Origin of the sequence: Serinibacter salmoneus, from assembly GCF_002563925.1 — a bacterium.
GTDB classification, from domain to species: Bacteria; Actinomycetota; Actinomycetes; order Actinomycetales; family Beutenbergiaceae; genus Serinibacter; species Serinibacter salmoneus.
Genome location: NZ_PDJD01000001.1, coordinates 3,239,259 through 3,260,592 on the forward strand (window position 1 = coordinate 3,239,259; position 21,334 = coordinate 3,260,592).

At 72.7% G+C, this 21,334-nt stretch carries 15 protein-coding genes; 10 read left to right on the forward strand and 5 right to left on the reverse strand.

What is annotated here, in order from left to right; translation table 11 throughout:
* Positions 1-33 precede the first annotated feature (33 nt).
* Positions 34-1,326: a glycoside hydrolase family 15 protein gene (locus tag ATL40_RS14485; protein WP_098470168.1), complete on the reverse strand. Its 1,293-nt coding sequence runs from the start codon at positions 1,324-1,326 to the stop codon at positions 34-36.
* Positions 1,327-1,470: 144 nt separating this feature from the next.
* Between ATL40_RS14485 and ATL40_RS14490 the strand changes: the two genes are divergently transcribed.
* The 3 genes from ATL40_RS14490 (at position 1,471) to ATL40_RS14500 (ending at position 5,847) form a co-directional block, all read left to right on the forward strand.
* On the forward strand, positions 1,471-2,661 hold the full coding sequence (locus ATL40_RS14490) for a glycosyltransferase (RefSeq protein ID WP_098470169.1): 1,191 nt from the start codon (positions 1,471-1,473) through the stop codon (positions 2,659-2,661).
* 60 nt (positions 2,662-2,721) lie between these two features.
* On the forward strand, positions 2,722-3,864 hold the full coding sequence (locus tag ATL40_RS14495; RefSeq protein ID WP_098470170.1) for a hypothetical protein: 1,143 nt from the start codon (positions 2,722-2,724) through the stop codon (positions 3,862-3,864).
* Between the two features lie 651 nt (positions 3,865-4,515).
* Complete coding sequence (locus ATL40_RS14500) at positions 4,516-5,847, forward strand: mechanosensitive ion channel family protein (protein WP_098470171.1); 1,332 nt, start codon at positions 4,516-4,518, stop codon at positions 5,845-5,847.
* Positions 5,848-5,884: 37 nt separating this feature from the next.
* Here ATL40_RS14500 and ATL40_RS14505 read toward each other — a convergent pair whose 3' ends face one another.
* The 3 genes from ATL40_RS14505 to ATL40_RS14515 are packed head-to-tail and all read right to left on the reverse strand — an operon-like array spanning position 5,885 to position 12,038.
* The gene (locus ATL40_RS14505) at positions 5,885-8,524 is read right to left on the reverse strand and encodes an AAA family ATPase (RefSeq protein WP_098470172.1); all 2,640 of its coding nucleotides are present in this window, start codon (positions 8,522-8,524) and stop codon (positions 5,885-5,887) included.
* A gap of 59 nt (positions 8,525-8,583) precedes the next feature.
* On the reverse strand, positions 8,584-11,187 hold the full coding sequence (locus tag ATL40_RS14510) for a hypothetical protein (protein WP_143556806.1): 2,604 nt from the start codon (positions 11,185-11,187) through the stop codon (positions 8,584-8,586).
* A gap of 50 nt (positions 11,188-11,237) precedes the next feature.
* Positions 11,238-12,038, reverse strand: coding sequence for a fructosamine kinase family protein (locus ATL40_RS14515; protein ID WP_098467730.1), 801 nt, complete (start codon positions 12,036-12,038; stop codon positions 11,238-11,240).
* 375 nt (positions 12,039-12,413) lie between these two features.
* On the opposite strand from ATL40_RS14515, the gene ATL40_RS14520 reads away from it, so the two are divergent.
* The 4 genes from ATL40_RS14520 (at position 12,414) to ATL40_RS14535 (ending at position 17,916) form a co-directional block, all read left to right on the forward strand.
* Positions 12,414-13,013 (forward strand): hypothetical protein, encoded by a 600-nt coding sequence (locus ATL40_RS14520; protein WP_098467731.1) that lies wholly within the window; start codon positions 12,414-12,416, stop codon positions 13,011-13,013.
* 116 nt (positions 13,014-13,129) lie between these two features.
* Positions 13,130-14,131: an AAA family ATPase gene (locus tag ATL40_RS14525; protein WP_098467732.1), complete on the forward strand. Its 1,002-nt coding sequence runs from the start codon at positions 13,130-13,132 to the stop codon at positions 14,129-14,131.
* Complete coding sequence (locus ATL40_RS14530) at positions 14,128-15,408, forward strand: DUF58 domain-containing protein (protein ID WP_098467733.1); 1,281 nt, start codon at positions 14,128-14,130, stop codon at positions 15,406-15,408. The genes ATL40_RS14525 and ATL40_RS14530 overlap by 4 nt, the downstream gene beginning before the upstream one ends.
* Before the next feature lie 9 nt (positions 15,409-15,417).
* Positions 15,418-17,916 carry a transglutaminase TgpA family protein gene (locus ATL40_RS14535; protein ID WP_098467734.1) on the forward strand — a complete coding sequence of 833 codons (2,499 nt, stop codon included), beginning with the start codon at positions 15,418-15,420 and terminating at the stop codon, positions 17,914-17,916.
* Positions 17,917-17,928: 12 nt separating this feature from the next.
* On the opposite strand, the gene ATL40_RS14540 is transcribed toward ATL40_RS14535, so the two are convergent.
* Positions 17,929-18,543: a hypothetical protein gene (locus ATL40_RS14540; protein WP_098467735.1), complete on the reverse strand. Its 615-nt coding sequence runs from the start codon at positions 18,541-18,543 to the stop codon at positions 17,929-17,931.
* 238 nt (positions 18,544-18,781) lie between these two features.
* Here ATL40_RS14540 and ATL40_RS14545 point away from each other — a divergent pair, with 238 nt between their 5' ends.
* The 3 genes from ATL40_RS14545 to ATL40_RS15610 are packed head-to-tail and all read left to right on the forward strand — an operon-like array spanning position 18,782 to position 21,212.
* Positions 18,782-19,909 carry a LacI family DNA-binding transcriptional regulator gene (locus ATL40_RS14545; RefSeq protein WP_098470176.1) on the forward strand — a complete coding sequence of 376 codons (1,128 nt, stop codon included), beginning with the start codon at positions 18,782-18,784 and terminating at the stop codon, positions 19,907-19,909.
* The gene (locus tag ATL40_RS14550) at positions 19,906-21,087 is read left to right on the forward strand and encodes an ABC transporter substrate-binding protein (protein ID WP_245867167.1); all 1,182 of its coding nucleotides are present in this window, start codon (positions 19,906-19,908) and stop codon (positions 21,085-21,087) included. Before ATL40_RS14545 ends, ATL40_RS14550 begins: the two co-directional genes overlap by 4 nt.
* Positions 21,084-21,212, forward strand: coding sequence for a hypothetical protein (locus tag ATL40_RS15610; RefSeq protein WP_281254908.1), 129 nt, complete (start codon positions 21,084-21,086; stop codon positions 21,210-21,212). The genes ATL40_RS14550 and ATL40_RS15610 overlap by 4 nt, the downstream gene beginning before the upstream one ends.
* Positions 21,213-21,334: the final 122 nt, after the last annotated feature.

Below are 21,334 nucleotides of genomic sequence, written 5' to 3' on the forward strand. Positions count from 1 at the left end.
GGTGGGCGTCGCGGGTCAGGTGGGCGCCGCGGGTCAGGTGGGCGTCGTGGCGAGGGCGTGTTCCGCCAGCAGCACCGTGGCCGCGGTCCAGGCCAGCGGCGCGACGGCGGCCGGCCGCCCGTCGTAGAGCACCTTCTCGGGGTAGGAACCCGCCTCGGTGCGATGCCTGCCGAGCCAGGCAAGGGTGTCGAGTGCATAGGCGCGCTCCGTCGCCGCGTCGGCGCCCTGTGCGGCAGCGACCAGGGCGAACACGGCGGTCTCGGGGGTCCAGCTCACGCCGTCCTCACGCCAGCCGGCGCCCGGCGCCAGCCCGCCGGCCGGCCGCACCATCTCGCTGCGGGCGGCCCGCACCGCCGCCACCACGTCCGGATGCGCAGCCTCGGTGTAGGGCGGGAGCAGGAACGCCACACCGGTGTCCCGTAGCGTGCCGTCCTCGTGGCGGGGGTAGCCCCGTGCCCCGAACACCTCATGGATGCGCGCCTCCAGGTCCACCGCCGCGCGCCGGGCACGCCGCGCGCCCGCCGGCTCCCCGAGCGCCGCGAGCAGGCGGGCACCGGCCTGGAGCCCGGCGAGCAGCGGCGCGGCGGTGCCCAGCGTGCGGCGGGTCTCCCCGACCTCCCAGTAGTCCGGGGAGACCGGGGGTAGCCCGTCGGCGGTCACCGCCATCGCCAGCCCCAGGCTGCGCTCGATCATCGGCCGCAGGAGGCGGACCTGCGTGAGCGCGTCGGGGCCCTGAAGCAGCCCGGCCGTGGCCCACAGCACCCAGCCCACGCCGTCGAGCTGCCGTTCCCGCTCGTCCGGTGTGCCCGAGCCGTCGGGCAGGTACCTGGCCTCGAACCAGCCGTCACGCCCCTGCCACGCCTGCAGCCGGGCCAGCATGCGCACGGCCTCGGCGCGGCGCCCGGCGCGGATGAGTGCCATCGCCACGTGGGAGGCGTCCCGCGGCCAGGTGTAGCGCCAGTGCGTGGACCAGCCGGCCACACCCACGTCGCCCACCTGCAGCACCGTGAGGTCCAGGAGCGCCTCGCGCGCCCGTGTGGTGGCGGTCCACGGGGCACAGCCGGCGATCCAGGCGGACTCCCGCGCGATCAGCGTGGCCTGCCCGGCGGCGCCGCGCATCACGCGAGTGCCCGGCACCACCTGATCTGCCGCGCCGATCAGCTGCCGTTCGCCCGGTGCGCTCCATGCGACGGTCTGGGAGTGCAGGCCGTCCTGCGCGTACCGGGCGGAGGAGGAGCGCGTGCCGGTGGCCCCCACGGTGACCAGCGCCGCCAACCCGAGCCCGGTGCCGAGCAGCCCGCGGCGGGACAGTGGACGGCCGGCCATGCGGATACCTTACCTATTCGCGACCATATGCCGAGGGCTGGCAGACCAAGTCTTGGTCGAGACCTGGCGGGTGTGGGGTACGTCCCCCGGCTCAGGTCCCTCTGGGGGCCCGCAGGGCGCAAGGACGGGGCAGAATGGTCCCTCGTGTCCCCCGTGTCCGTTGCCGTGGTGTGCCTGCACACCGACCCGTTCGCGCCGCCGGGCAGCGGCGACGTCGGGGGGATGAACGTGGTGGTGCGGCACACCAGCCAGGCGCTCGCCGCCCGTGGGCACCGCATCGAGGTCATCACCCGCCGCTCGGACCCCGATTCCCCGGAGGTCTGCGTGGTGGACGGCGTCCGCGTGCGCCGCGTGAGCGCCGGACCGCCCCACCCGGTGCCCAAGGGTGAGCACGAGGGTTTCATCGCACCCTTCCGTGAGCGCTTGGAGGACCTGGAGCCGGTGGACGTGGTGCACTCCCACCACTGGTTCTCGGGGATGGCGGCGCTGCCGGTTGCCCACGCGTGGGGTGTGCCGCACGTCCAGTCCTTCCACAGCATCGCGGCCCCGCCCCTGACGGCGCTCGCCGAGGGGGAGCGGCCGGAGTCCCCGGGCCGGCTGGCGGGGGAGGCCCACCTCGCCCGCCGCAGTGACGCCGTCGTCGCCGTGAGCGATGCCGAGGCCACGACGGCGATCACCCGCCTGGGTGCGCCTGCCTCCCGGATGTGGGTGGTCCACCCGGGCGTGGACCCACGGGTGTTCCATCCGCTCGCTGAACCGCTGCCCGCGGGCGGGCGGCCGAGGGTGCTCCTGGCCGCCCGGCTGGAGCCGCTCAAGGGCGTCGATCTGGCGATCCGCGCCCTGGCGCGGCTGCCCCAGCCACGTCCGATACTCCAGGTGGCCGGTGGAGCCACGCACGGCACGGAGTACGTCGACTCGTTGCAGGCGCTCGCCGCGCAGCTCGGGGTGGTCGAGGACGTCGCTCTCCTGGGCCCGCAGAGCCGGGAGGAGTTGGCGCGGTTGATGCGCGAGGCGAGCATCGTGCTGGTGCCCTCCCATTCCGAGACCTACGGCCTGGTGGCGCTCGAGGCCGCCGCCAGCGGAGTCCCGGTGGTGGCAGGCGCCGTGGGCGGCCTGCGGGAGGCGGTGCGCGACGGCGTGACGGGCCTGTTGCTACCGGACCGGGAGCCGCGGACGTGGGCCGAGGCGCTGGCACGGGTGCTGGACTCGGAGGATCTACGCGCGCGGATGTCGCAGGCATCCCGTGCTCACGCGCGCGAGCGCGGCTGGGACACCACGGCGGGTGGCATGCTCGCGGCCTACTGCGCGCTGTTGCAGGAGTCTCGCACGGCCTGAGCGCCCCGAGTGGCCGCCTGAGGGGTGCGTCATCGGGATGCGCGCGGCAGGATGGGTGGCATGGTGCTGCCCCTCGTCCTGGCCTTCGGAACCGAGGGCTACCTCGAACCCCACGACTCCGGTGCCTGGCACCACTTCGGGATCACGCGGCGGGCGGCAGCCGAGGCGGGCTGGGCTCAGGGCGCCGGCACCGAACTGGCCTTCGCCGCGGATGTGATCGATCGCTACCTGTGGGACCCGGCGTGGCTGTATGAGGGCGGCATGGCGCGGGTGCGAGCGGCACGGGAGATCGCACCGGCCCTGCGCACCCTGCACATGGACGACCTGACCACGCCGGAACTGGTGGAGGCGAGTTTCGAACGGGTCCTGACAGGGACACGTGTCGCGATCCGCTGGTGCGCCGAGGCGGCGGGCGAGCACGCCGTGGCCGCCGTGAGAGGCGTCGTCGGATTCGCGCTGCACTGTGTCCAGGACTTCTACTCCCACTCCACGTGGATCAACGCACCGCAGCGGCGTGGGATCACCTGGGACGAGCGGATCGACGCCGGCGTGGAGTACGCGGACCTCGAGGTCGGTCGCTACCAGGTGCGTGGTGCGCCCCGGCACGGAGCGATCGGCCTGGCGGGTCCGGGGCGGGCCGCCGTGCGGATCCCGCTGCGCGGTGGGATCGGCGTCCCCGCCGGGATCGCGGGAATCGGCCGCGGCGTCACCCTGGACTCGCGTTGGCAGGCGCCCACCGGGGTGAGGACCCGGGGGATCGCGCACGAGGTCAGCGGTGAGGAGGCGTTCGAGATGGCCAGCGAACTCGCCGAGCGGCACAGCGCACGCTGGCTGCGTGAGCTCGCTCTCGAGGCGCAGGCGCTGGGCCTGGACGCGTTGTGGGAGCGCGTGATGCACGACGACGACGGCGGGGCGCACGCGCAGTCACGCGTGGCGCAGGATCCGCGGCTGCGGCCCCACCTCTTCCTCGGCGCCGGGGCGTCGGCCGGTCGGGAGCCCGATCCGGACGCCTGGTTCCTGCGGGTCACGGCTCGGCGTCGTGACGGTCAGGCGACCTCCCGGGTGCTGGGTCCGTTCCCCGCTGCGGGTGGGCGGCTTGCGCAGGACGTGACGGACGGCGCGCGCGCGGTGGCCCGGCACCCCTCGGTCGTGGGCGCGTGGGCGTTCCGCCGCGGTGGGAGCGCCGACCTGTTGCGTCTGTAGCCGGGAGTCGTGTCGCTGAACCGGGCGTGATCTCGCCTGTGCGTTCGGGAACGTTCGGAGGAATCGACGCGAACTCGCGCGGTTCGGCAGGGTGGATACCGCACCGGACCGGTGCAAGGGTTCGTCGGCTCGCCGGAGTCCGGCGGAGTGGCTGTGCCCCCGGCCCCTTCGCGTAGTCGACGAGTCGGCGAACCCGTTTGTCTCACCCAGTGAGACGCGTGTTCGGGGTTGTTCGGAGAGCGTGACCTTCCCGAACACCTGCCGTCAGAGTAGGTCATGCAAGAACGGGACAGTGTCAGTTCTTGCACCCGCTGCCCGCGGGGATGGTGTCCGGCGTCGAACCTCGTAGTGCGCTGGTGGCAATCGGGGGGTTGACGCCAGCAGGCCTCGGTTCGACGCCGGACATCACCGCCGAGGCAGTTCGGACGTCGTCCGGGGGGTCGATGTCCGGCCCGGTCGGTCCCGACGCTCTGCGTGTCAAGAGGGGGTGCGCAGATCGTCGGGACCGACCGGAAGAGCGGGTCTTCACACCATCGCCACGCAGCACGCACCGGATCCCTGCACGGTGCGTGATCCACGCCGCGTTCGTTCGGAATCTCCCAGCCGTGTGCCGTAGCGTCGAGGAGACCCGCCCCCGATCAGGAAGAGACCATGTCTGACGAACCCGACCTCGAGACCGAGATCGAGTCCGCCACCAATCTCGCGGTGACCCTCGGCTGGGTCGCCGGGGCCGTCGCCATCGCCTACGTCCTGGGCATCGTGCTGTCCTGGGTGGTGCGGCGGATCGGTGGCCGCAGCGACCTCATCCGCGACCTGTCCTCCCTCACCCGCGCCCCGGTCCGCGCCACGCTGATGGTCATCGGCGCGTTCATCGCGGTCAACCGCACCGCGGACGAGGAGGAACGGTGGCGGGGCTGGGTCGATCAGCTGCTCCTCATCGTTCTCATCGCGACCCTCGCGTGGCTGGCGATCCGGGTGATCCTGGTGCTCGAGCGGCGCTTCATGAAGCGCTACGGCGGCGGTGATACCGAACTACCCGAGGCGGACCGCCACCGCCGCAGGATGCGCACCCAGATCGTGGTCCTGCGCCGACTGGCGATCGCGATCGTGGTGATCCTCGCCGTCGCGGCGGCCCTGATGACGTTCCCGACCTTCGCCGATCTCGGGGCGACGCTGTTCGCCTCCGCCGGTGTGATGTCGATCGTGGCGGGCCTCGCCGCGCAGACCTCGCTCGGCGCGGTGTTCGCCGGCATGCAGATCGCCTTCTCCGACGCGATCCGCGTGGGCGACGTGGTGGTCGTGGAGGGCGAGTGGGGCCGGATCGAGGAGATCACCCTGACCTACGTGGTGGTGCAGGTGTGGGACGACCGCCGACTCGTGCTTCCCTCCACCTACTTCACCACCAAGCCGTTCGAGAACTGGACCCGTCGGCAGACCGAACTGCTGGGCACGGTCGAGTTGTCCGTGGACTTCTCGGTGCCGATCGCCGAGATGCGCGCCGAGCTCGACCGCCAGCTCGCGGCCACGGACCTGTGGGACGGTCGCGTGGGCGGGCTCTCCGTGACCGAGGCGACCGGGAGTTCCATGACGGTGCGGGTGCTGGTCAGTGCGCAGGACTCGGGCCTGCTGTGGGACCTGCGCGTGACGATCCGGGAAGGGATGGTCACCTGGTTGCAGCAGTTCGATCGTGGCGGACTGCCCCGCCTGCGCATCGAGACCTCCTCCGAGAGCGAGCGCAACGCGCGCGATGCGAAGGCTGCCCGCCGGTCGGCGCCCGTGCCGGGGGAGGGGGAGAACGCCCCCCGCGGCCCGGGGCTGTTCGCCGGGGAGGACGGCGACGAGGACCGGCGTGCGATGTTCGCCGGGCCGGGCGATGAGGTGCTGGCCGAACGTGCCCGGCAGGACGAGGCGCGTGGCGAGCAGTCCGCCGCCGATGAGGAGTGGGAGAGGATGCGACGCCGGGGGCCCGAGGGCGAGGGCTGACTGACCGGCGGGTGCCGGGTGCCGGGCGCGGCGCGGGCTACGGGACCACGAGGTGACGCATGAGCGGCTCGGGCCCGGTGGGGTCGAGCCGGTGAGCGACCCAGCCTCGTAGCAGCGGACTCGCCGCGGGATCGGCCAGGACCTCCCGCATCGCCGCGGGTGCGTCCGCATCCCCCGCGAGCGAACCGAGGTAGCCGAGCACGGCCCGACCGTAGGCGACGATGAGATCGGCGCCGAAACGCCGCACCTCCTCGGTCGCCTTCCGGGCCAGGTCGTCTGCGCGGCTCACCTCGCCCGCCTCCGCGAGGACCAGCGCGCAGTTGAGCTGGGCCGCACTCCAGCGCCAGATCCCGATCGGGGTCGCCGTCCGGGCTCCGAGCGCGCGCTCGGCGAGGTCCACCGCCCGGGCGTGATCCCCGGCCATACGTGCCGCGGTCGCACGCGTGACGACACCGAGGACCGATCGCGCATCACCACGATCGGCCTGCACGAGGGTGGCGACCAGGTCGCTGCCGTCCAGGCCTTGGATCGCGCGCAGGCGGTGCCGGTTCTGCGTGATCGCGTCCGAGGTCTCATACCCCGCGTCGCCGAGGGTGGCGGCGGAGTCGAGGGTGGCGTTCGTGAGGTCCGCGTCGGCCAGTTCGAGGTGGATCTCCGCGAGTCGGGTCCTGGCGATCACGGTCATCCTGCGATCGCAGGGGTCCTCGGAGACGGGAATCCTCTGATGGGCCTGGAGTGCTTCGGGTAGACGACCGGTCACGAGCAGCGCCCGCATCACGGAGATGGTGAGGCTCTGGTACTCGGTACGACTGGCGTCGCCGTGGTCGGGGCCGAGCGACTCGATGGCCCGGATGGCCGCGCGCGTGAGGTCGAGTCCCTCGCTCATGTCCCGTTCCCACAGGTGTGTGACGGCGAGATTGGTCTGCGCCTCGATCCGTTCCCGCGGTCCGCCCCGAGCCGCCACCTCGGCGTAGAGCTCCTCGGCCTGCACCGATCGGTCGGTCGCCTCGAGCAGTTGCGCCGTCTGCATCGCGAAGTATCCCCACAGCTCACGGCGGCCGTGGGTCATCGCCGTGGAACACGCGAGGTAGGCATCCAGCCGCCGGGAACTCCATCGCAGGTAGTGCAGCATCGACAGCGCCAGCCGAGAGACCGCATCCGGGGCGTTCACGTCGGCCGCGGCCTGCAGCGTCGTGATGGCCACGGGGACCTGGGCATCGAGCCAGTCCTGGCTCGCCCGCCGCCCGCGTGGGACCGCGTCCTCGGCCGGGTCGGGTGCGGGGACCCAGGAATCGATGGTGGGGTTCACGGTGACCCGGACGCGGGCGCGTTCGGTGGCGGTGGCGAACCGCTGGGTGAGGACGGTCGCCAGGGTCTCGATCTCACGTCGGCGTCGGGAGGAGGGAATGTCGTCGGCGGCTCGGTCGGCGACGGTGGCGCGCACGATGTCATGGAGTTCGAGGACGTCGTCGGGACGCGGGGTGAGGAGGTTCTCACGCACCAGGACGGCCACCGACCGGTCGACCTCCAGCGCTCCGATCGTGTCGGTCAGGGCGATGTGCAGTTCCGCGGGGGTGAGCGGACCGGGATGGAGCGCGAGGAAGCTGAGGACGCTGCGCGCTGGAGGTCCCAAGGCGTCGTAGACGTCCTCGAGGGCAGGGACGAGCCCGGCCTCGGTGGCCTCGAGGCGGCGCAGGTGGTCGCTGAGGTACCAGGTGGGGCGTGCCGCGATCTGACCGGCGAGCACCGTGATCGCGAGCGGGAGGCGACCGCAGGCCTCGGCCAGCAGGGCCAGGTCCGCGCGGGCACGGGCGGGGTCGGTGGGGGCGTAGTTCCCGTCCGTGAGCGTGGCGAGCATGTCGCAGGCATCCTGGAGGATCATCGGGCCGAGCTCCAGCAGAGCGAATCCGTGAGGTGGCTCGATCCGCCGGCGGGAGGTCGTGATCACTGTGGCGCCCGGGGGGAGCCCGGAGACGAATGCGGTGATGTTCTCGGGGCTGGTCACATCCTCCACGATCAGGACGAGGTCGGTGGCCTCGGCGCGCAGCCCGGGGCCCGGGCGCGTGGCGATCACGCGCGTGAGCTCGGTGAGCACCGCACTCGGGGAGGCCGCGGTGATGCAGGCATCACCGGAGGCCGTGCGCAGCCCGATCGAGAGGACCCGCGCGCGGGGGCGGGCCAGCGCCGCGTCGGCTGCGACCGCGCGGGCCAGGGCCGACTTGCCGACCCCGGGCATCCCGGTGATGAGGAGATGCCGCGGCCCACCTTCCTCGGGCATCAACAGGTCGCGCGCGCTGTCACGCTCCCGGCGGCGTCCGATGACCGTGAGGGACTCGGGGTTCAGCGCCGTGAACTCCGGCCGCGCCGTGGCGGTGGCCAGGCCGCCGAGCACCGCACGGTGCAACTCCCGCAGGTCTCGCTCACGCTCCGGGAATCCCAGCACGATGGCGATGTCGGCGACGAGGTCGGGGTCGATCCGTCGTCTGCCGTCGCGGAAGGCGTCGTAGACGGTCACCTTGCCCGGTCGGCGGATGAAGCGCGCACCGGGACGCGCCGAGCGCAGCCGCGCGATGCGCGCGGCGATCTCCCCGAACGACGGGTCCCCCGCCTCAGCGCGCATGGTGCGCAGCGCGAGGGCGATGTCGTCCAGGCTCTGCGGCGGCGTCGCCATGACCATGGTGCCAGCGTAGGCCGCGCGCGCCGCGCGGGAACGTGACCCGCTCGCGGGTCAGCCCGTCACGGCACGACGAGGGCCCTCATCACCGCGGGCGGGGAGGTGGGATCGAGGTGATGAGCGACCCATCCGCGCAGCAGGGGGCTCGCGGCGTCCTCGTCCAGCACGGCGCGCAGCAACTCGTGTGCGCAAGGATCGCCCTCGAGTGCCGCGCACAGGCCGAGCACGGCGTCGCCGTAGGCGGCCACGAGGTGCACACCGTGCTCACGGGCGTCCCTGGTGGCCTGCTGCGCCACCGCGCGGGCGCCGGCCGGGTCGCCGCCCTCGGCGAGCACCAGGGCGAACGCCAGCGCGTTGGCACTCACCCGGAACGGGTTCATGTTCTCGGGTGGATCCGCGGCCAACGCCCGGCGGGCGAGGTCCACCGCCGCGCCGGAGCGTGCCGCGATCCGATCGGTGGTCGCCTGCGCGACCTGCGCCATCACCCCGAGTGACTCGTTCGCCGCGCCCTGCCCGAATGCCTCCAGCTCACGCGAGCTGTCCTGACCCTGCAACGCACGCAGGCGGTGCCGCAGCGTCGCGGCGCTCTCGGCCGGGAAGGCCCCGCCGTCCCCCATGGCCTGTGCGGCGTCGAGCGCAGCCAGAGCGAGCTCGGTCTCGGCCAACTCGACGTGCGCCTCGGCGAGCGCGATGGTGGACACCACCCCGTGGTAGCCGCCGGGCGCGTCGATGGACCCGAACACCTCCTCGTGCACCGCGAGCGCCGCACGTGGATCCCCCGACAGCACCAGGGCGCGCATGAGGTGGCTGGCGATCGACTGCCTGATCACCGTCAGGCCCGCCGTCTGCGCCTCGGCCAGTGCGGTCCGCGCGAACTCGATGCCGGTGGGCAGGTGGCGCTTCCACATCTCGTTGAGGGCGCGCTGGGCCGTGGCCTCGATCCGCATCGCGAGGTCACCCTCCGCGGCCACGGTGGCCAGCATCGCGTCCGCCTCGTCCAGCAGGTTCAGGGCTGCGGCGATCCCGCTGGTCTCGAGGGTGAAGTACATCCGCGACTGCGGCGCGCCATGGTGCATGGCGGTGCGCGCGATGCGGTAGGCGTCCACGGGTTCACGCCGCCACAGCAGGTACCGCATCCCGCTCGCCGCCAGCGCCGTGACCTCCTGTTCCAGGCCCTCGTCGGCGGCGACCTGTGCGGTGGTGACCGCCAGGGCGATGTGCTCCGCCAGCCAGGTGCGGCACCCCTGAGGGTCGGGGGGTACGGCCTGCGCCTCCCAGGAGCCCTCCGGCGCCGTGGGCGGGAACAGCGCCTCCAGGACCGGATCCGGCGGGCTGGTCAACTCCGCCCGCCCGATGGCTGTGATCAGGCGCTGCGCGAGGCTGCTGGCGAGGGCCTGGGCCTCCCGGGTGCGCTGGGAGGCGGGGAAGCGATCAACCGCACGGTCGGCGGCCACGGCGCGCACGACGTCGTGCAGCACCAGCGTGCCGGAGTCCTCCTGGTGCACGAGGTTCTCCAGGCGCAGGACGCCGAGCGCGGCATCGACCTGCTCCGGCGTGAGGTCTCGGCGCAGCGAGACCGCCACCTCCCCGGCTGTCAGCGGTCCCGGGTGGATCGCGAGCAGGCTCAGGACGTGCTCGGGGGCATGCTCGAGTGAGTCGAGGACCTCCTCCAGGGCGGGTGCCAGGCCCCCGTCGATCGCCTCCAGCCGCCGCAGGTGATCCGACAGGAGCCACCCGGGCCGCGCGGCGATCTGCCCGGCCACCACAGCCACAGCCAGCGGGAGCCCTCCGCAGTGCGCCGCGATCGCCTCCACGATCCCCGGGTCGCGCTGCACGGGGGAGCCGGCGGCGTCGATCTGTCGTGCCAGGAGCTCGCACGCGGCCTGCGTGGTCAGCGGTGGGAGGTCCATCGTGGTCATCGCATCGGCCAGACGGCGCCGGGAAGTGGCGATGAGGGTGGTGGTCGGCTTCAGGCCCATCGCGAATCGGGCGAGTCCCGCGCGGTCGGTCGCGTCGTCCAGCACCACCACCAGGCCACGGTCACGTGGCATGTCCGCCACGTGGTCGCGCAGTTGGCGCAGCAGGACAGCGGGATCGGTCGCCTCCGTGCCCTCGTCTCCGGAGGCGGTGCGCAGCGACACCCGGACCACCTGGGCGCCTGCCTCGCGCGCCGTCTCCTCGGCGAGGCGGAGCGCGAAGGCCGACTTGCCCACGCCGGGCATCCCGGTGATCAGGAGTCGGCGCGGCCCTGCCGTGCGGGTGAGCAGGTCGCGGGCGTGGTCGAGGTCGGCGGCGCGTCCGATCAGCGGTTCGGGGACCTCGGCAGGCTCCAGGAGGGTGATGTCGGGCCGAGCGGTGCTGCGTGCACGCCCGCCCGCTGCCGCCACACACATCGACCGCAGGTCCTGCTCGCGCTCGGGAAACCCCAGCGCGAGCGTGATGTCGGCCACCAGTTCGGGGTCCACGCGCCGCCTGCCGTCGCGGAAGGCGTCGTACACCGTGACACGGCCGGGCCGGGCACCCCAGGCCGAGGAGCCGCGCTCGCCCCGCAGCCGAGCGATGCGCGCCGTGATCTCTCCGAACGAGGGGTCCCCGGCCGCAAGTCGCATCCCGCGCAGTTCGGCCGCGATCGCGTCGAACGGTGCGGACCGGCTCGGTTCTCCCACGCTGGCCACGATACGGCCACCATCCGATCCTCGCGTCTCGGGGGGCGTGCTCAGGTGCAGGCTCGTGCGGCAGCGACTGCCTGGTCCCCGTACCAACCGCCGAAGAGCTCAGCGTGCACGAGCAGGGGATGCAGTTGATGCAGGTGCACCCGGTCCTGCCACCCCGGGGCCAGGGGGGAGACCTCCTGGTACCCGGCGAGCACGTCCTGCAGGTAGGGCAGGCCGAACAGTGCGAGCATCGCCAGGTCCGTCTCGGCGTGGCCACCGTGCGCGGCCGGGTCGATGAGCACGCACCCGGTCTCGGTCCACATCACGTTCCCCGACCACAGGTCGCCGTGCACTCGTGCCGGGGTGTCGGGCTCGAGGAGTTGTGGCTGCGGATGGTTCATCGCCCCGTCCACGAGCAGGGCGCAGACTTCCTCCACCGCTCGCGCCCCCTGCGGGCTGACGCTGTCGCGGCCGACGGCGTTGCGCAGATGCGGCAGCAGACGGTAGGTGGCGTAGAACTCGCCCCAGTGTCGGGGCGCGTCAGGCGCCTCCGGATGGGTCGGCGTGGCCAGGCGCGCGGCACCGATCACGCCGTCCCCACGGGTGCCCGGGGGTGCCATCCCCCAGGTGAGGGCACCCGCCGCATGGGTGCGGGCCAGAGCGCGTCCGAACTCGCGGGCATGAAGGGGCTGCGGGTGGGCGCGGGTGAGGCGCTCGAGCACCAGACGCGGACCCTCCAGCGCAACCACGGTGACCACCGCGGCTCCGCCGCTGCCCTGGGCGGCGGCCAGCCAGCGCAGCCCGGCGGCCTCCCGCTCGGCGGCCTCCGGCGGGAGGACCTTGCTCCAGGTGCGTCGCGGCATGGTCGTCCTTGCTGGTCTCGACGGGCCTGCGCAGGGGCGCCGGCCCGGGTGGGCATGAGTAGGTCTCTCACCAGGTTAGGGATCTGTGGTCTGTTCCGCCTCGCGAACGGCGAGCGCCGCACCGCCGAGGGGCGGGGTGTGCGTGGTGTGGCACGATTCACCCGCATCCGAGCGAACTGATTTTGCCGCGCCCTTTGACGGGCTGTGAAGCGTTGGTTCACGCTTCATCGGCCGGGCACGCGGTCCGGCTCCGTATCGAGCGAGTGGGGGCTCATCATGAGCAACGTCCAGGGTTCAAGCACGCCCGCCAACAAGTCGAACAGCAGTGCGATAGTGCGCCGTGGCCTGCTTCGAGGTGCGGTATGGTCGGTGCCTGTGGTCGCCGTCACGAGCGCGGTGGCACCCGCGGCCATGGCTTCCACCGCGCCGACCCTCTCGGGGAGCTGTGCGACCCCCGGGGCCCAGCAGGGCGACCAGAAGCAGTACCTCGGATGGATCGCGGACGGGTTCCGCGTCACGGTTGCTGATCCCTCGGGCGTGCCGCAGGCGGGCGTCGCCGTGACGTTCTCGATCACCGGGAGCGACCGTGGCAAGAAGAACATGAGCTTCGTGCGTAACCCCTGCCTCTCGGCCGCGGCGGCGTGGTCGGCGATGCAAGGCTCCGGGAGCGACTACTCGATCACTCTGGTGACGGACGTCAACGGGACGATCGCCCTGGACGGGGGCGCGAACGGCGCGAACACCACGTGTGGTGGGCAGCTCATGGGCTACCACGGCACCTGGGGCTACCTGCGCATCGGGGACGAGGTGAAGCCGGAGTGGCTGACGCTCATGGCCACCGCGTCGGGCTACGGTACGCAGTCCCTGGCCACCCGGCTCGTCACCCCGACCAGTGGCGGATTCGAGCGGTACTACTGGCCGGGACTGCTACCGACCACCACCAGCGGCGTCTGCCCGGCCCCGACCGCGGTCTGAACGGCGCCACGCCGGCAACGCCCACGCCGGCAACGCCCACGCACACCCTGCGCACGCGAGCCCGCCACCTCTCGATTCCACCGAGTGGCGGGCCCGCGCTGTGACAGACTCGTGGCATGAGGAACACCTCCGGCGTCGAGGGAGCCACCGGATACCCGCCGCAGGCCGTGCGCGAGGTCGGTGACGCGATCGCGCAGGCCGTGGGCACGGTGTTGGTGGGCAAGGACGAGGTGATCGACCTCGCGCTGGTCTGCCTGCTCAGCGAGGGGCACCTGCTCATCGAGGACCTCCCCGGCACCGGGAAGACCAGCCTCGCGAAGGCCCTTGCGCGTGCGCTCGGGGTGGCGACCTCCCGGATCCAGTTCACCCCGGACCTCATGCCGAGCGATGTGACCGGGGTGAGCATCTACAACCGCGCCACCGGCGCGTTCGAGTTCCGCCCCGGGCCCGTGTTCGCCTCCATCGTGGTGGCGGACGAGATCAACCGGGCCTCACCGAAGACCCAGTCGGCTCTCCTGGAGGCGATGGAGGAGCAGCAGGTCTCCGTGGACGGTGCCACCCACCCGCTGGCCGAGCCCTTCCTGGTGCTGGCGACCCAGAACCCGGTCGAGATGGAGGGCACCTACCCGCTTCCGGAGGCGCAGCGTGACCGTTTCCTCGCGCGCACCGCCATCGGCTACCCCGATGCGGCCGCCGAGTCGGCGATGCTGCTGGACCGCGAGGCCAGCGACCCGCTGCGCGACCTGCGCCCCGTGACCGATGCCGCCACGGTGCGCGAGGTCATCGCCGCCGTCCGCCGCGTCCACCTCGCCCCCCTGGTGCGCGACTACCTGGTCGCGGTGGTGCGCTCCACCCGGACCGCCCCCGGTGTGCGGCTCGGGGCCTCACCGCGCGCCGCCCTGCACCTCTCCCGCGCCGCGCGTGCCCGCGCGGCGCTGCACGGCCGCGATCACGTCACCCCGAGCGACGTGGTCGCCCTGGCGGCTCCCGTGCTGGCCCACCGACTGGTGCTGACCCCCGCCGGTCACACCGGGTCGCTCGGTGCCGGCGCCACCAGCCAGGACGTGATCTCGGAGATCCTCGCGCACGTTGCCATCCCGCGGGGTGCGCCGCGGTGACCACGGCGCCGGCCCCGGTGCGCGACCCGGTGCGCGCAGCCGCCACCGCGCCCTCGAGTCAGGCGGCCCGGCGACGGGTGCGGCGCACGTTCACGGCGCGTGGCTGGGTGATGCTCGCCGTCGGGTGCGGCCTGGCGGCCCTCGGCCTCCTCTTCGACGAACGTGACCTGCTGCTGCCCGCGGTGGTCGCCCTGCTGCTGCCACCGCTGGCGTGGCTCGCCACCTTCACCTCCCGCCCCTCCTTCGCCGCCGCCTACCGCCTCGAACCCGAGGTGCTCCAGGCGGGGGAGCGTGGGCTGCTGCACCTCGACCTGCGCAACACGGCCCGACGGCGCAGCGGCACCCTGGACGTGGTGCTGCCCGCGGTTCCCGGGATCACGCGGGCGAGCCGCCACGCGCGCGGATCCCTGGTCCCCGGGCGTGCCGAGGTGATCACCATCCCCCTTCAGGGCGTGCGGCGCGGACGGTATCCGATCGCCTCACCGCGGCTTCGGGTGCTGGACCCGCTCGGGCTGTGCCAGGCGAACGCGGCCCTCGGCGTCACCGCCACCCTCGCCGTCGCGCCCCGACCCGTGGCCCTCACCGGCCTGCCCCGCAGCCTGTCCGGTTCCGCGGAGGCCCGCGGTGCGCAGCCGGGTGGCGCCAGCGGCGCGCCGCAGGCCACCCTGCGGCCCTACGTCAGCGGCGACGACCCCCGGCTGATCAACTGGCGTGCCTCCGCCCGGCAGGAGGAGGGGCTGTTGGTGCGCACACCGGAGGCGGTGCAGGCGGACTCCGCCGCGGTGATCCTGGACTGCCGCAGCGGTGGCGAGGGTGAGAGGGCGGCCCGCAGCGGCGTGGCCGAGGAGGGCCTGGAGCGGTGCGTCACCATGGCCGCCTCGGTGCTCGTCCAACTCCTGGATCGCGGAGTGCTCACCGCGCTGGTGGACCAGGCCGGCACCGTGCTGGCCACCCCCGAGACCCCCGCCGAGGCCCTGGCAGCGCTGGTGGACCTCACCGGTTCAGCCGCCGCGCCCCTCTCGCCCGAGGTGCCGGGACGGCCGGACCTGATCATCGCCGTGGCCGCCGTCCACACGGACGCCGACGCCATGGGACTGGCGAACGCCCGCCGGCAGGGCGCCACCTGCCTCGCCTTCCTGGGCGCGGAGGCGGCCGCCGCCGCGAGTGCTGAGCGCGCACGCGCCGTGCTCGCCTCCCACGGCTGGCACGTGACCGACCTCGGCGCCGACCCCGCCCTCGATTGGAACGCGGCGCGCCGCCGCGTGCCGGCCCTGTAGGCAGTCGGCATGTCCCGGACCGAGATGAGCGAGGCCACGGACTCGGCGCTGAGCGCCGCGGCCCGCGAGGCCATGCGCGGCGGTGCGCCCGGGGGACCCCGGAGCGCTGATCGGGGGCCGCGCGGCAGCGCCGGCGGCCCCGGCGGCTGGGGGGAGCGGCGCGGCGCCCGTCTCGCGATCGCCGTGGCGATCCACCTGCTCGCCGCCCTCGCGTTGCTCGCCGCCGCGACCCTCCTGGAACCGGGCCTGGCGAACACCTCCTGGCTGCCGCCCCTGGTCACCGCCGTCGCGATCATCCTCACCCTGGGGCTGACGGGCGTGATCGCCGCGTCGCTGCGCGGCGGGTCACGACCCTCGGGCGGTCGATCACTGGTCTCCCCGGGCGCGTGGCTGGGTCTCGGCCTGGTGCAGGTGGCAGCGCTCCTCGTCGTCGCCGGCCTCACCTCGGGTATCTGGGACCTGGCCGGGGCGCGCGAGGCGTTCGTGGTGGCGTGGAACCAGATCGTCACCGGCCGTATCCCCGTGGAGCCCTCCCGCGAGCTGACCTGGCTGCTCGTGCTCGCGATCGGGAGCCTCGCCGTGCTCGCGGACCGGCTCGCCGACCGGGCGCCCGCCCTGATCGCACTGCCGCTGCTGGTCCTGTTCATCGTGGCCGCCGTGCTCCTGGTCGAGCCGGTGGTGCTCAGCCGGTTCGCGGTGGCTGCCGCCGCGTACATCGCACTGCTCGGGCTCAGCGCCTCGCGGAACGGCTCCGCCAGACGCGGGGCGGTGGCCGCCGTGGCGGGGGTGGGGGCGCTGGCCATCGGCGCGGCGGTGCTCACGGTCCCGCTCACCCCCGTCGGCACGCAGGGCCGCTACGACGCCTTCGGCGCCGACACCATCGGCGTCTCACCCTTCACGCAACTCGCGGGCAACCTGCGCAGCGGCGACTCCCAGTTGCTCCTGCAGATCGAGGGGCAGGAGACCCCCGACTACGTGCGGGTGGCCGTGCTGGAGGAGTGGGTGGACGATGTCGGCTGGCGCCTGGGCGACCTGGCCGAGGATCCGGCCCCGGTCATGGACGTGCCCCGTACCGTCACGCCCGGCGACTCCAACGGAGAGGTGACCCTGCTGCGGTTGACCGCGACCGACCACCTCACCCCGCACCTGCCGGTCCCGGACAGCACGCAGGCCCTGGCGACCGAGGTCGAGGGCTGGGCCCACGACGAGAGCCTGCGGATGTGGCACGCGAGCGACCCCCTCGATCCCGGGGCCTACCGGCTGGTGGTCACCGGCGAGCGCCCCTCGGCCGCGGCGCTCGCCGCGGACACCACGAGCCCCGACGAGGAGAACACCCGCCTGGATGCGGTGCACCCGCAGGTGGTGGCGCTCGCCGAACAGGTCACCGCGGGCGCGGAGACCGACTTCGCTCGCGCCCTGGCCCTGCAGCAGTGGTTCACCGATACCGGCGGATTCACCTACAGCCTGTCCGTGGCCGATGGCTCCACCGGCAACCGCCTGTTGGACTTCCTGGAGCGCAAGGTGGGGTACTGCGAGCAGTACGCCAGCGCGATGGCGGTGATGCTCCGCAGCCTCGGGATCCCCGCCCGCGTGGTGGTGGGCTACTCCGCCGGGACCACGAACGCCGACGGCGTCACCGAGATCTACTCCACGAACGCGCACGCGTGGGTCGAGGTCGAGTTCGATGACGCGGGGTGGGTCCGCTTCGACCCGACGCCCGCTGACGGCTCGAACCTGCGGCAACAGGGCTTCGGGCCCCGGGAGACCGTGCTGGGCCAGGGGCCGGACCTCGGCCCCGGGAGCAACCCGGGGGAAGAGGGCCAGGAGGTACCCGACGTCGAGACCTCGGCGCCGGAGACCGGCGCACCGGAACCGACCACGGATGCGAGTTCTGCGGCGCCGGACGAGCAGGCGGGGTCCGCAGCGCAGGATGAGCAGCAGGGTCGGGCGAGCCTGCTGCCGTTGGTCGCCGCCATGCTGGGCGCGGCAATCCTGGCGCTCGCGCCCAATGCCGCGCGCGAGATGGTGCGTCGCCGCCGGCTGGTGCGCATGCGGGAGGCTGGGCCGGCCGCCGCCGATGCGCAGGCGTGGGCGGAGATCGAGGCGCTCGCCCTGGACCACGGGCTCGACCTGCCGGTGAACGGTTCCGTGCCGCAGATCGCCCACGAGGTCGCGACGGCGGCCCTGGCGGACCGGTGGACCCGGGCGAGCCTGGACGCCCTCGTGGAGAGGCTGGAACGCGCCTGGTACGCCCCGGCCCCCGCCGGTGGGGCGCACGGGCAGGACGTGCGAGCGGCGGGCCCGGGAGCAGCCCGGGAGCGGGAGGGAGGCGCTCCGGCGGCACCCGAGCGGTTCGCCGTCCTGCACCAGCACGCCCATGACGGCCCCGCAGGCAGCGAGAACGCCGAGCTCGTGGAGCGGCTGCGGGAGGGCCTGGTCGTGCACGCCCCGATCCGGCCCGCCGACCGGTGGTTCCCGCGCTCGATCCGGCCGCTCGCCTGGCGGTGAGCGGCCGGATGCTCAGCTCTGCTGCGTCACGGTGTAGGTGACGCTGGTTCCCTCGGAATCGGGCGCGTCGGCCGTCATGAGCGACACGGTGTAGCCGTTGCCCTCCATGACGGTCGCGGAGGCGTCCTCGGCCTGCCAACTGGAGATCTCCTCGAACCCGGCGGAGTCCATCTCGCCGCGCAGCGCCTCGGTGACCGTGACCGGGTCACCCGGCACCAGGTAGGTCAGCGACCAGTTGTCGCCACTGTCCACGGTGACGCTCGAGGAGAACTGCAACTCGCCGTCGGGCAGCGGGATGTCGCTGGGGAAGTCCTCGGGCACCTCGGTGCCACCACCCCCGGACATGATGTTGTTGCCGTCCCCATCGGTGATGGCGAAGGAGTCGTCGTCGGTCTCGATATCGATGTTCTGCTCGTTGCCGTCCTCGTCGGTGACGGTGAGTGAACCGCCGTCACCGTCGAGGTCGAGGTTGACCTGGCCGCCGTCACCGGTGGGCAGGGAGATGCCGCTGCACGCGCTGAGCGTGAGGGCTGCGGCGAGGCCCGCGCCGGCGAGGCCGAGGCGGGCGCGCGAGGCGCGATGCGGGTGGGCGATGGAACTACGCCCGGTGGGGTCGTCGGTGTCCATGGCCAACAGGGTGGGGGATGGTGGCCGAGGCCGCACCTGGAGGGGTGGCAAAGCGGCGTCACGGGCGCGAGACGGCGCGAAACCGCCGGGAGGCCCCGGCCGTCACGGCCATGCGCGATCACGATTCGGGCTCAGGTCTTGACACACCGCTCTGGACTGCGCGAACATCAGGTCAATCGATTGACCCGGCGGACTTGACCGCCTCGGACCATCACGACGAAGTGAGGTGGGAGTGGACATGCGCGCCAAGTTGTCTGACGTCGCCGCGGCGGCGGGGGTCTCCACCTCGACCGTCTCCCTTGTCCTGAACGACCGCGCTCGCCGAATTCCCGCGGCCACCCGGGAGAAGGTGCGCCGGGCCGCGGCCGAGGTCGGATACTCCCCGAACGCCCTGGCCCGCAGCCTGCGCACGCGGCGCACCCGGACCGTCGGCCTCCTCTCCGACCGGATCGCTACCACGCCGTACGCAGGTCGGCTGCTCTCTGGCGCCCAGGATGTCGCGCTGAGCAACGACCACCTGGTGGTCCTGGTCAACACGGACGGCGATCGGGAGATCGAGGTCGACGCCGTCGCCACCCTGGCCAGCCACCAGGTCGACGCCATGATCTATGCCGCGATGTGGCACCGGCTCGTCCCTGTTCCCGAAGGCTTGCCGCCGGGCACGGTGTTCCTCGACTGCCGACCCGAGGGCGGTGGCTTTCCCGCCGTGGTCCCGGACGATGAGCGCGGGGGTCGCGCCGCCACCGAGGTGCTGCTCGCCTCCGGTCACCGACGCATCGCCTATATCGACGCCGACGAGGAGGACCTTCCGATCGCGTCGGGGCTGCGGTTGGCGGGCTACCGCGCGGCGCTGCTGGAGGCCGGCATCACCCCCGACCCGGCGCTGCACGTGCGGGCGGAGGTGAACGCGGCCGGTGGCCGATCCGCTCTGGGACGTCTGATAGCGCTCCCGCCGCGGCAGCGCCCCACCGGCATCTTCTGCTTCAACGACCGCATCGCGAGCGGTGTCTACTCCGCGGCGCACCGTGCGGGACTGGAGATTCCGCGAGACCTGTCCGTCGTCGGATACGACGACCAACAGCTCATCGCGGCCGAACTCGATCCACCCCTGACCACCGTTGCCCTGCCTCACGAGGCGATGGGGCGATGGGCCACCGAGGTGGCGCTGGGGATCAGGGAGATCGAGAAGGACGGCGAGATCCACCGGATGGAGTGTCCGGTGGTGCTTCGCTCATCTGTGGGTCCACCGCTGACCTCCATCACGCCAGCCAGCGATGGACCCACCGCCACACCCAGCGGTCGCACAGGAGCGACCACCGAGGCAGTTCCCGGGTGGCAGCCCGGGAGCGAGGAAGGAACACCATGAGGAGAAACTCCCTCACCCTGATCGTATCCGGCGCACTCGCCACGACCCTGGGCCTGACCGCATGCGGTCAAGCCGGTCAAGGCGGATCCGAGGGCGACGAGGCGGCCGGAGGTGACGGTGGAGCCACCACGGTCACCATGTGGACCCACTCGGCGGGCAACCCGGCCGAACTCGAGGTCTACGAGCGCATCATCTCTGAGTTCAACGCCTCGCAGGACCAGTACGAGGTGGTGCAGGAGGCGTTCCCGCAGGGCGCCTACAACGACGCGGTGGTGGCCGCTGCCGCAGCCGGGGACCTGCCGTGCCTCATCGACATGGACGGCCCGATCGTCCCGAACTGGGCGTGGGCGGGCTACCTCCAGCCCCTGGACCTGCCGACGGAGATCACCGACGCCCTGCTGCCCTCCGCGGTCGGGGAGTACCAGGGCGAGATCTACAGCGCCGGGTACTGGGACGCCGCACTGTCCGTCTTTGCCCGCCAGTCCGTGCTGGAGGCCAACGACATCCGGATCCCCACCGTGCAGGATCCTTGGACGATCGAGGAGTTCACCTCGGCGCTGGAGACGCTGAAGGCCGCTGGCTATGAGACCCCGCTGGACATCGGGGCCGAGGACACGGGCGAGTGGTGGCCCTACGCCTACTCACCCTTCCTGCAGAGCGCCGGGGGCGACCTCATCGACCGGGACTCCATGCTCACGGCGGACGGAGCACTGAACTCCGAGGGCTCGGTAGCCGCCATGACCTGGTTCCAGGAGGCGTTCGAGAACGGACTCACCTCGGCCAACGGCACGATCGGAAACCAGGAATTCAACGACGACGCCGTCGCGCTGAGCTACACCGGCGTATGGAACGCCATGGACTCCCTCGAGGCCGTGGGTGAGGATCTGCTGATCCTTCCCCGCCCGACTTCGGGAACGGGCCGGCGATCGGTGGCGGCTCCTGGCAGTGGGGTATCAGCGCCGACTGCCCCGCTGCAGACGGCGCGCGGGCCTACCTGGAGTTCTCCTTCGCCGACGAGTACATCACCGAGTTCGCCGACAACCAGGTGGTCATCCCCGCAACGGCCACGGCGGCCGAGGCCTCGCAGCTGTTCGGCCCCGACGGTGACCTGCGGCCGTTCGTGGAACTGTCCGAGAACTTCGCGATCGTTCGTCCGGAGACACCGGCCTATCCCGTGATCTCCTCCTCCTTCGAGAAGGCCGCGAAGGACATCATGAACGGTGCCGACGTCAACGACGCGCTCGACGGCGCCGTCACGGAGATTGACGCCAACATCTCCTCCAACGACGGGTACGGCTTCTAGAAGACCTTGCGCAGGTGGGCGGGCCGATCGGCCCGCCCACCTCGTGAGGCATGCCCGGGAGGTATGTATGACAACTCAGAAGACACCGGTGGTCGATGGCCGGGCCAGGGGTAGACGAATCA

What these genes read in the sequence shown, in the direction of transcription:
- ATL40_RS14485 (WP_098470168.1), bottom strand. Translation starts at nt 1,326, where the DNA reads ATGGCCGGCCGTCCACTGTCCCGCCGCGGGCTGCTCGGCACCGGGCTC.
- ATL40_RS14495 (WP_098470170.1), top strand. Translation starts at nt 2,722, where the DNA reads ATGGTGCTGCCCCTCGTCCTGGCCTTCGGAACCGAGGGCTACCTCGAA.
- ATL40_RS14500 (WP_098470171.1), top strand. Translation starts at nt 4,516, where the DNA reads ATGTCTGACGAACCCGACCTCGAGACCGAGATCGAGTCCGCCACCAAT.
- ATL40_RS14505 (WP_098470172.1), bottom strand. Translation starts at nt 8,524, where the DNA reads ATGGTCATGGCGACGCCGCCGCAGAGCCTGGACGACATCGCCCTCGCG.
- ATL40_RS14515 (WP_098467730.1), bottom strand. Translation starts at nt 12,038, where the DNA reads ATGCCGCGACGCACCTGGAGCAAGGTCCTCCCGCCGGAGGCCGCCGAG.
- ATL40_RS14525 (WP_098467732.1), top strand. Translation starts at nt 13,130, where the DNA reads ATGAGGAACACCTCCGGCGTCGAGGGAGCCACCGGATACCCGCCGCAG.
- ATL40_RS14535 (WP_098467734.1), top strand. Translation starts at nt 15,418, where the DNA reads ATGTCCCGGACCGAGATGAGCGAGGCCACGGACTCGGCGCTGAGCGCC.
- ATL40_RS14540 (WP_098467735.1), bottom strand. Translation starts at nt 18,543, where the DNA reads ATGGACACCGACGACCCCACCGGGCGTAGTTCCATCGCCCACCCGCAT.
- ATL40_RS14545 (WP_098470176.1), top strand. Translation starts at nt 18,782, where the DNA reads ATGCGCGCCAAGTTGTCTGACGTCGCCGCGGCGGCGGGGGTCTCCACC.
- ATL40_RS14550 (WP_245867167.1), top strand. Translation starts at nt 19,906, where the DNA reads ATGAGGAGAAACTCCCTCACCCTGATCGTATCCGGCGCACTCGCCACG.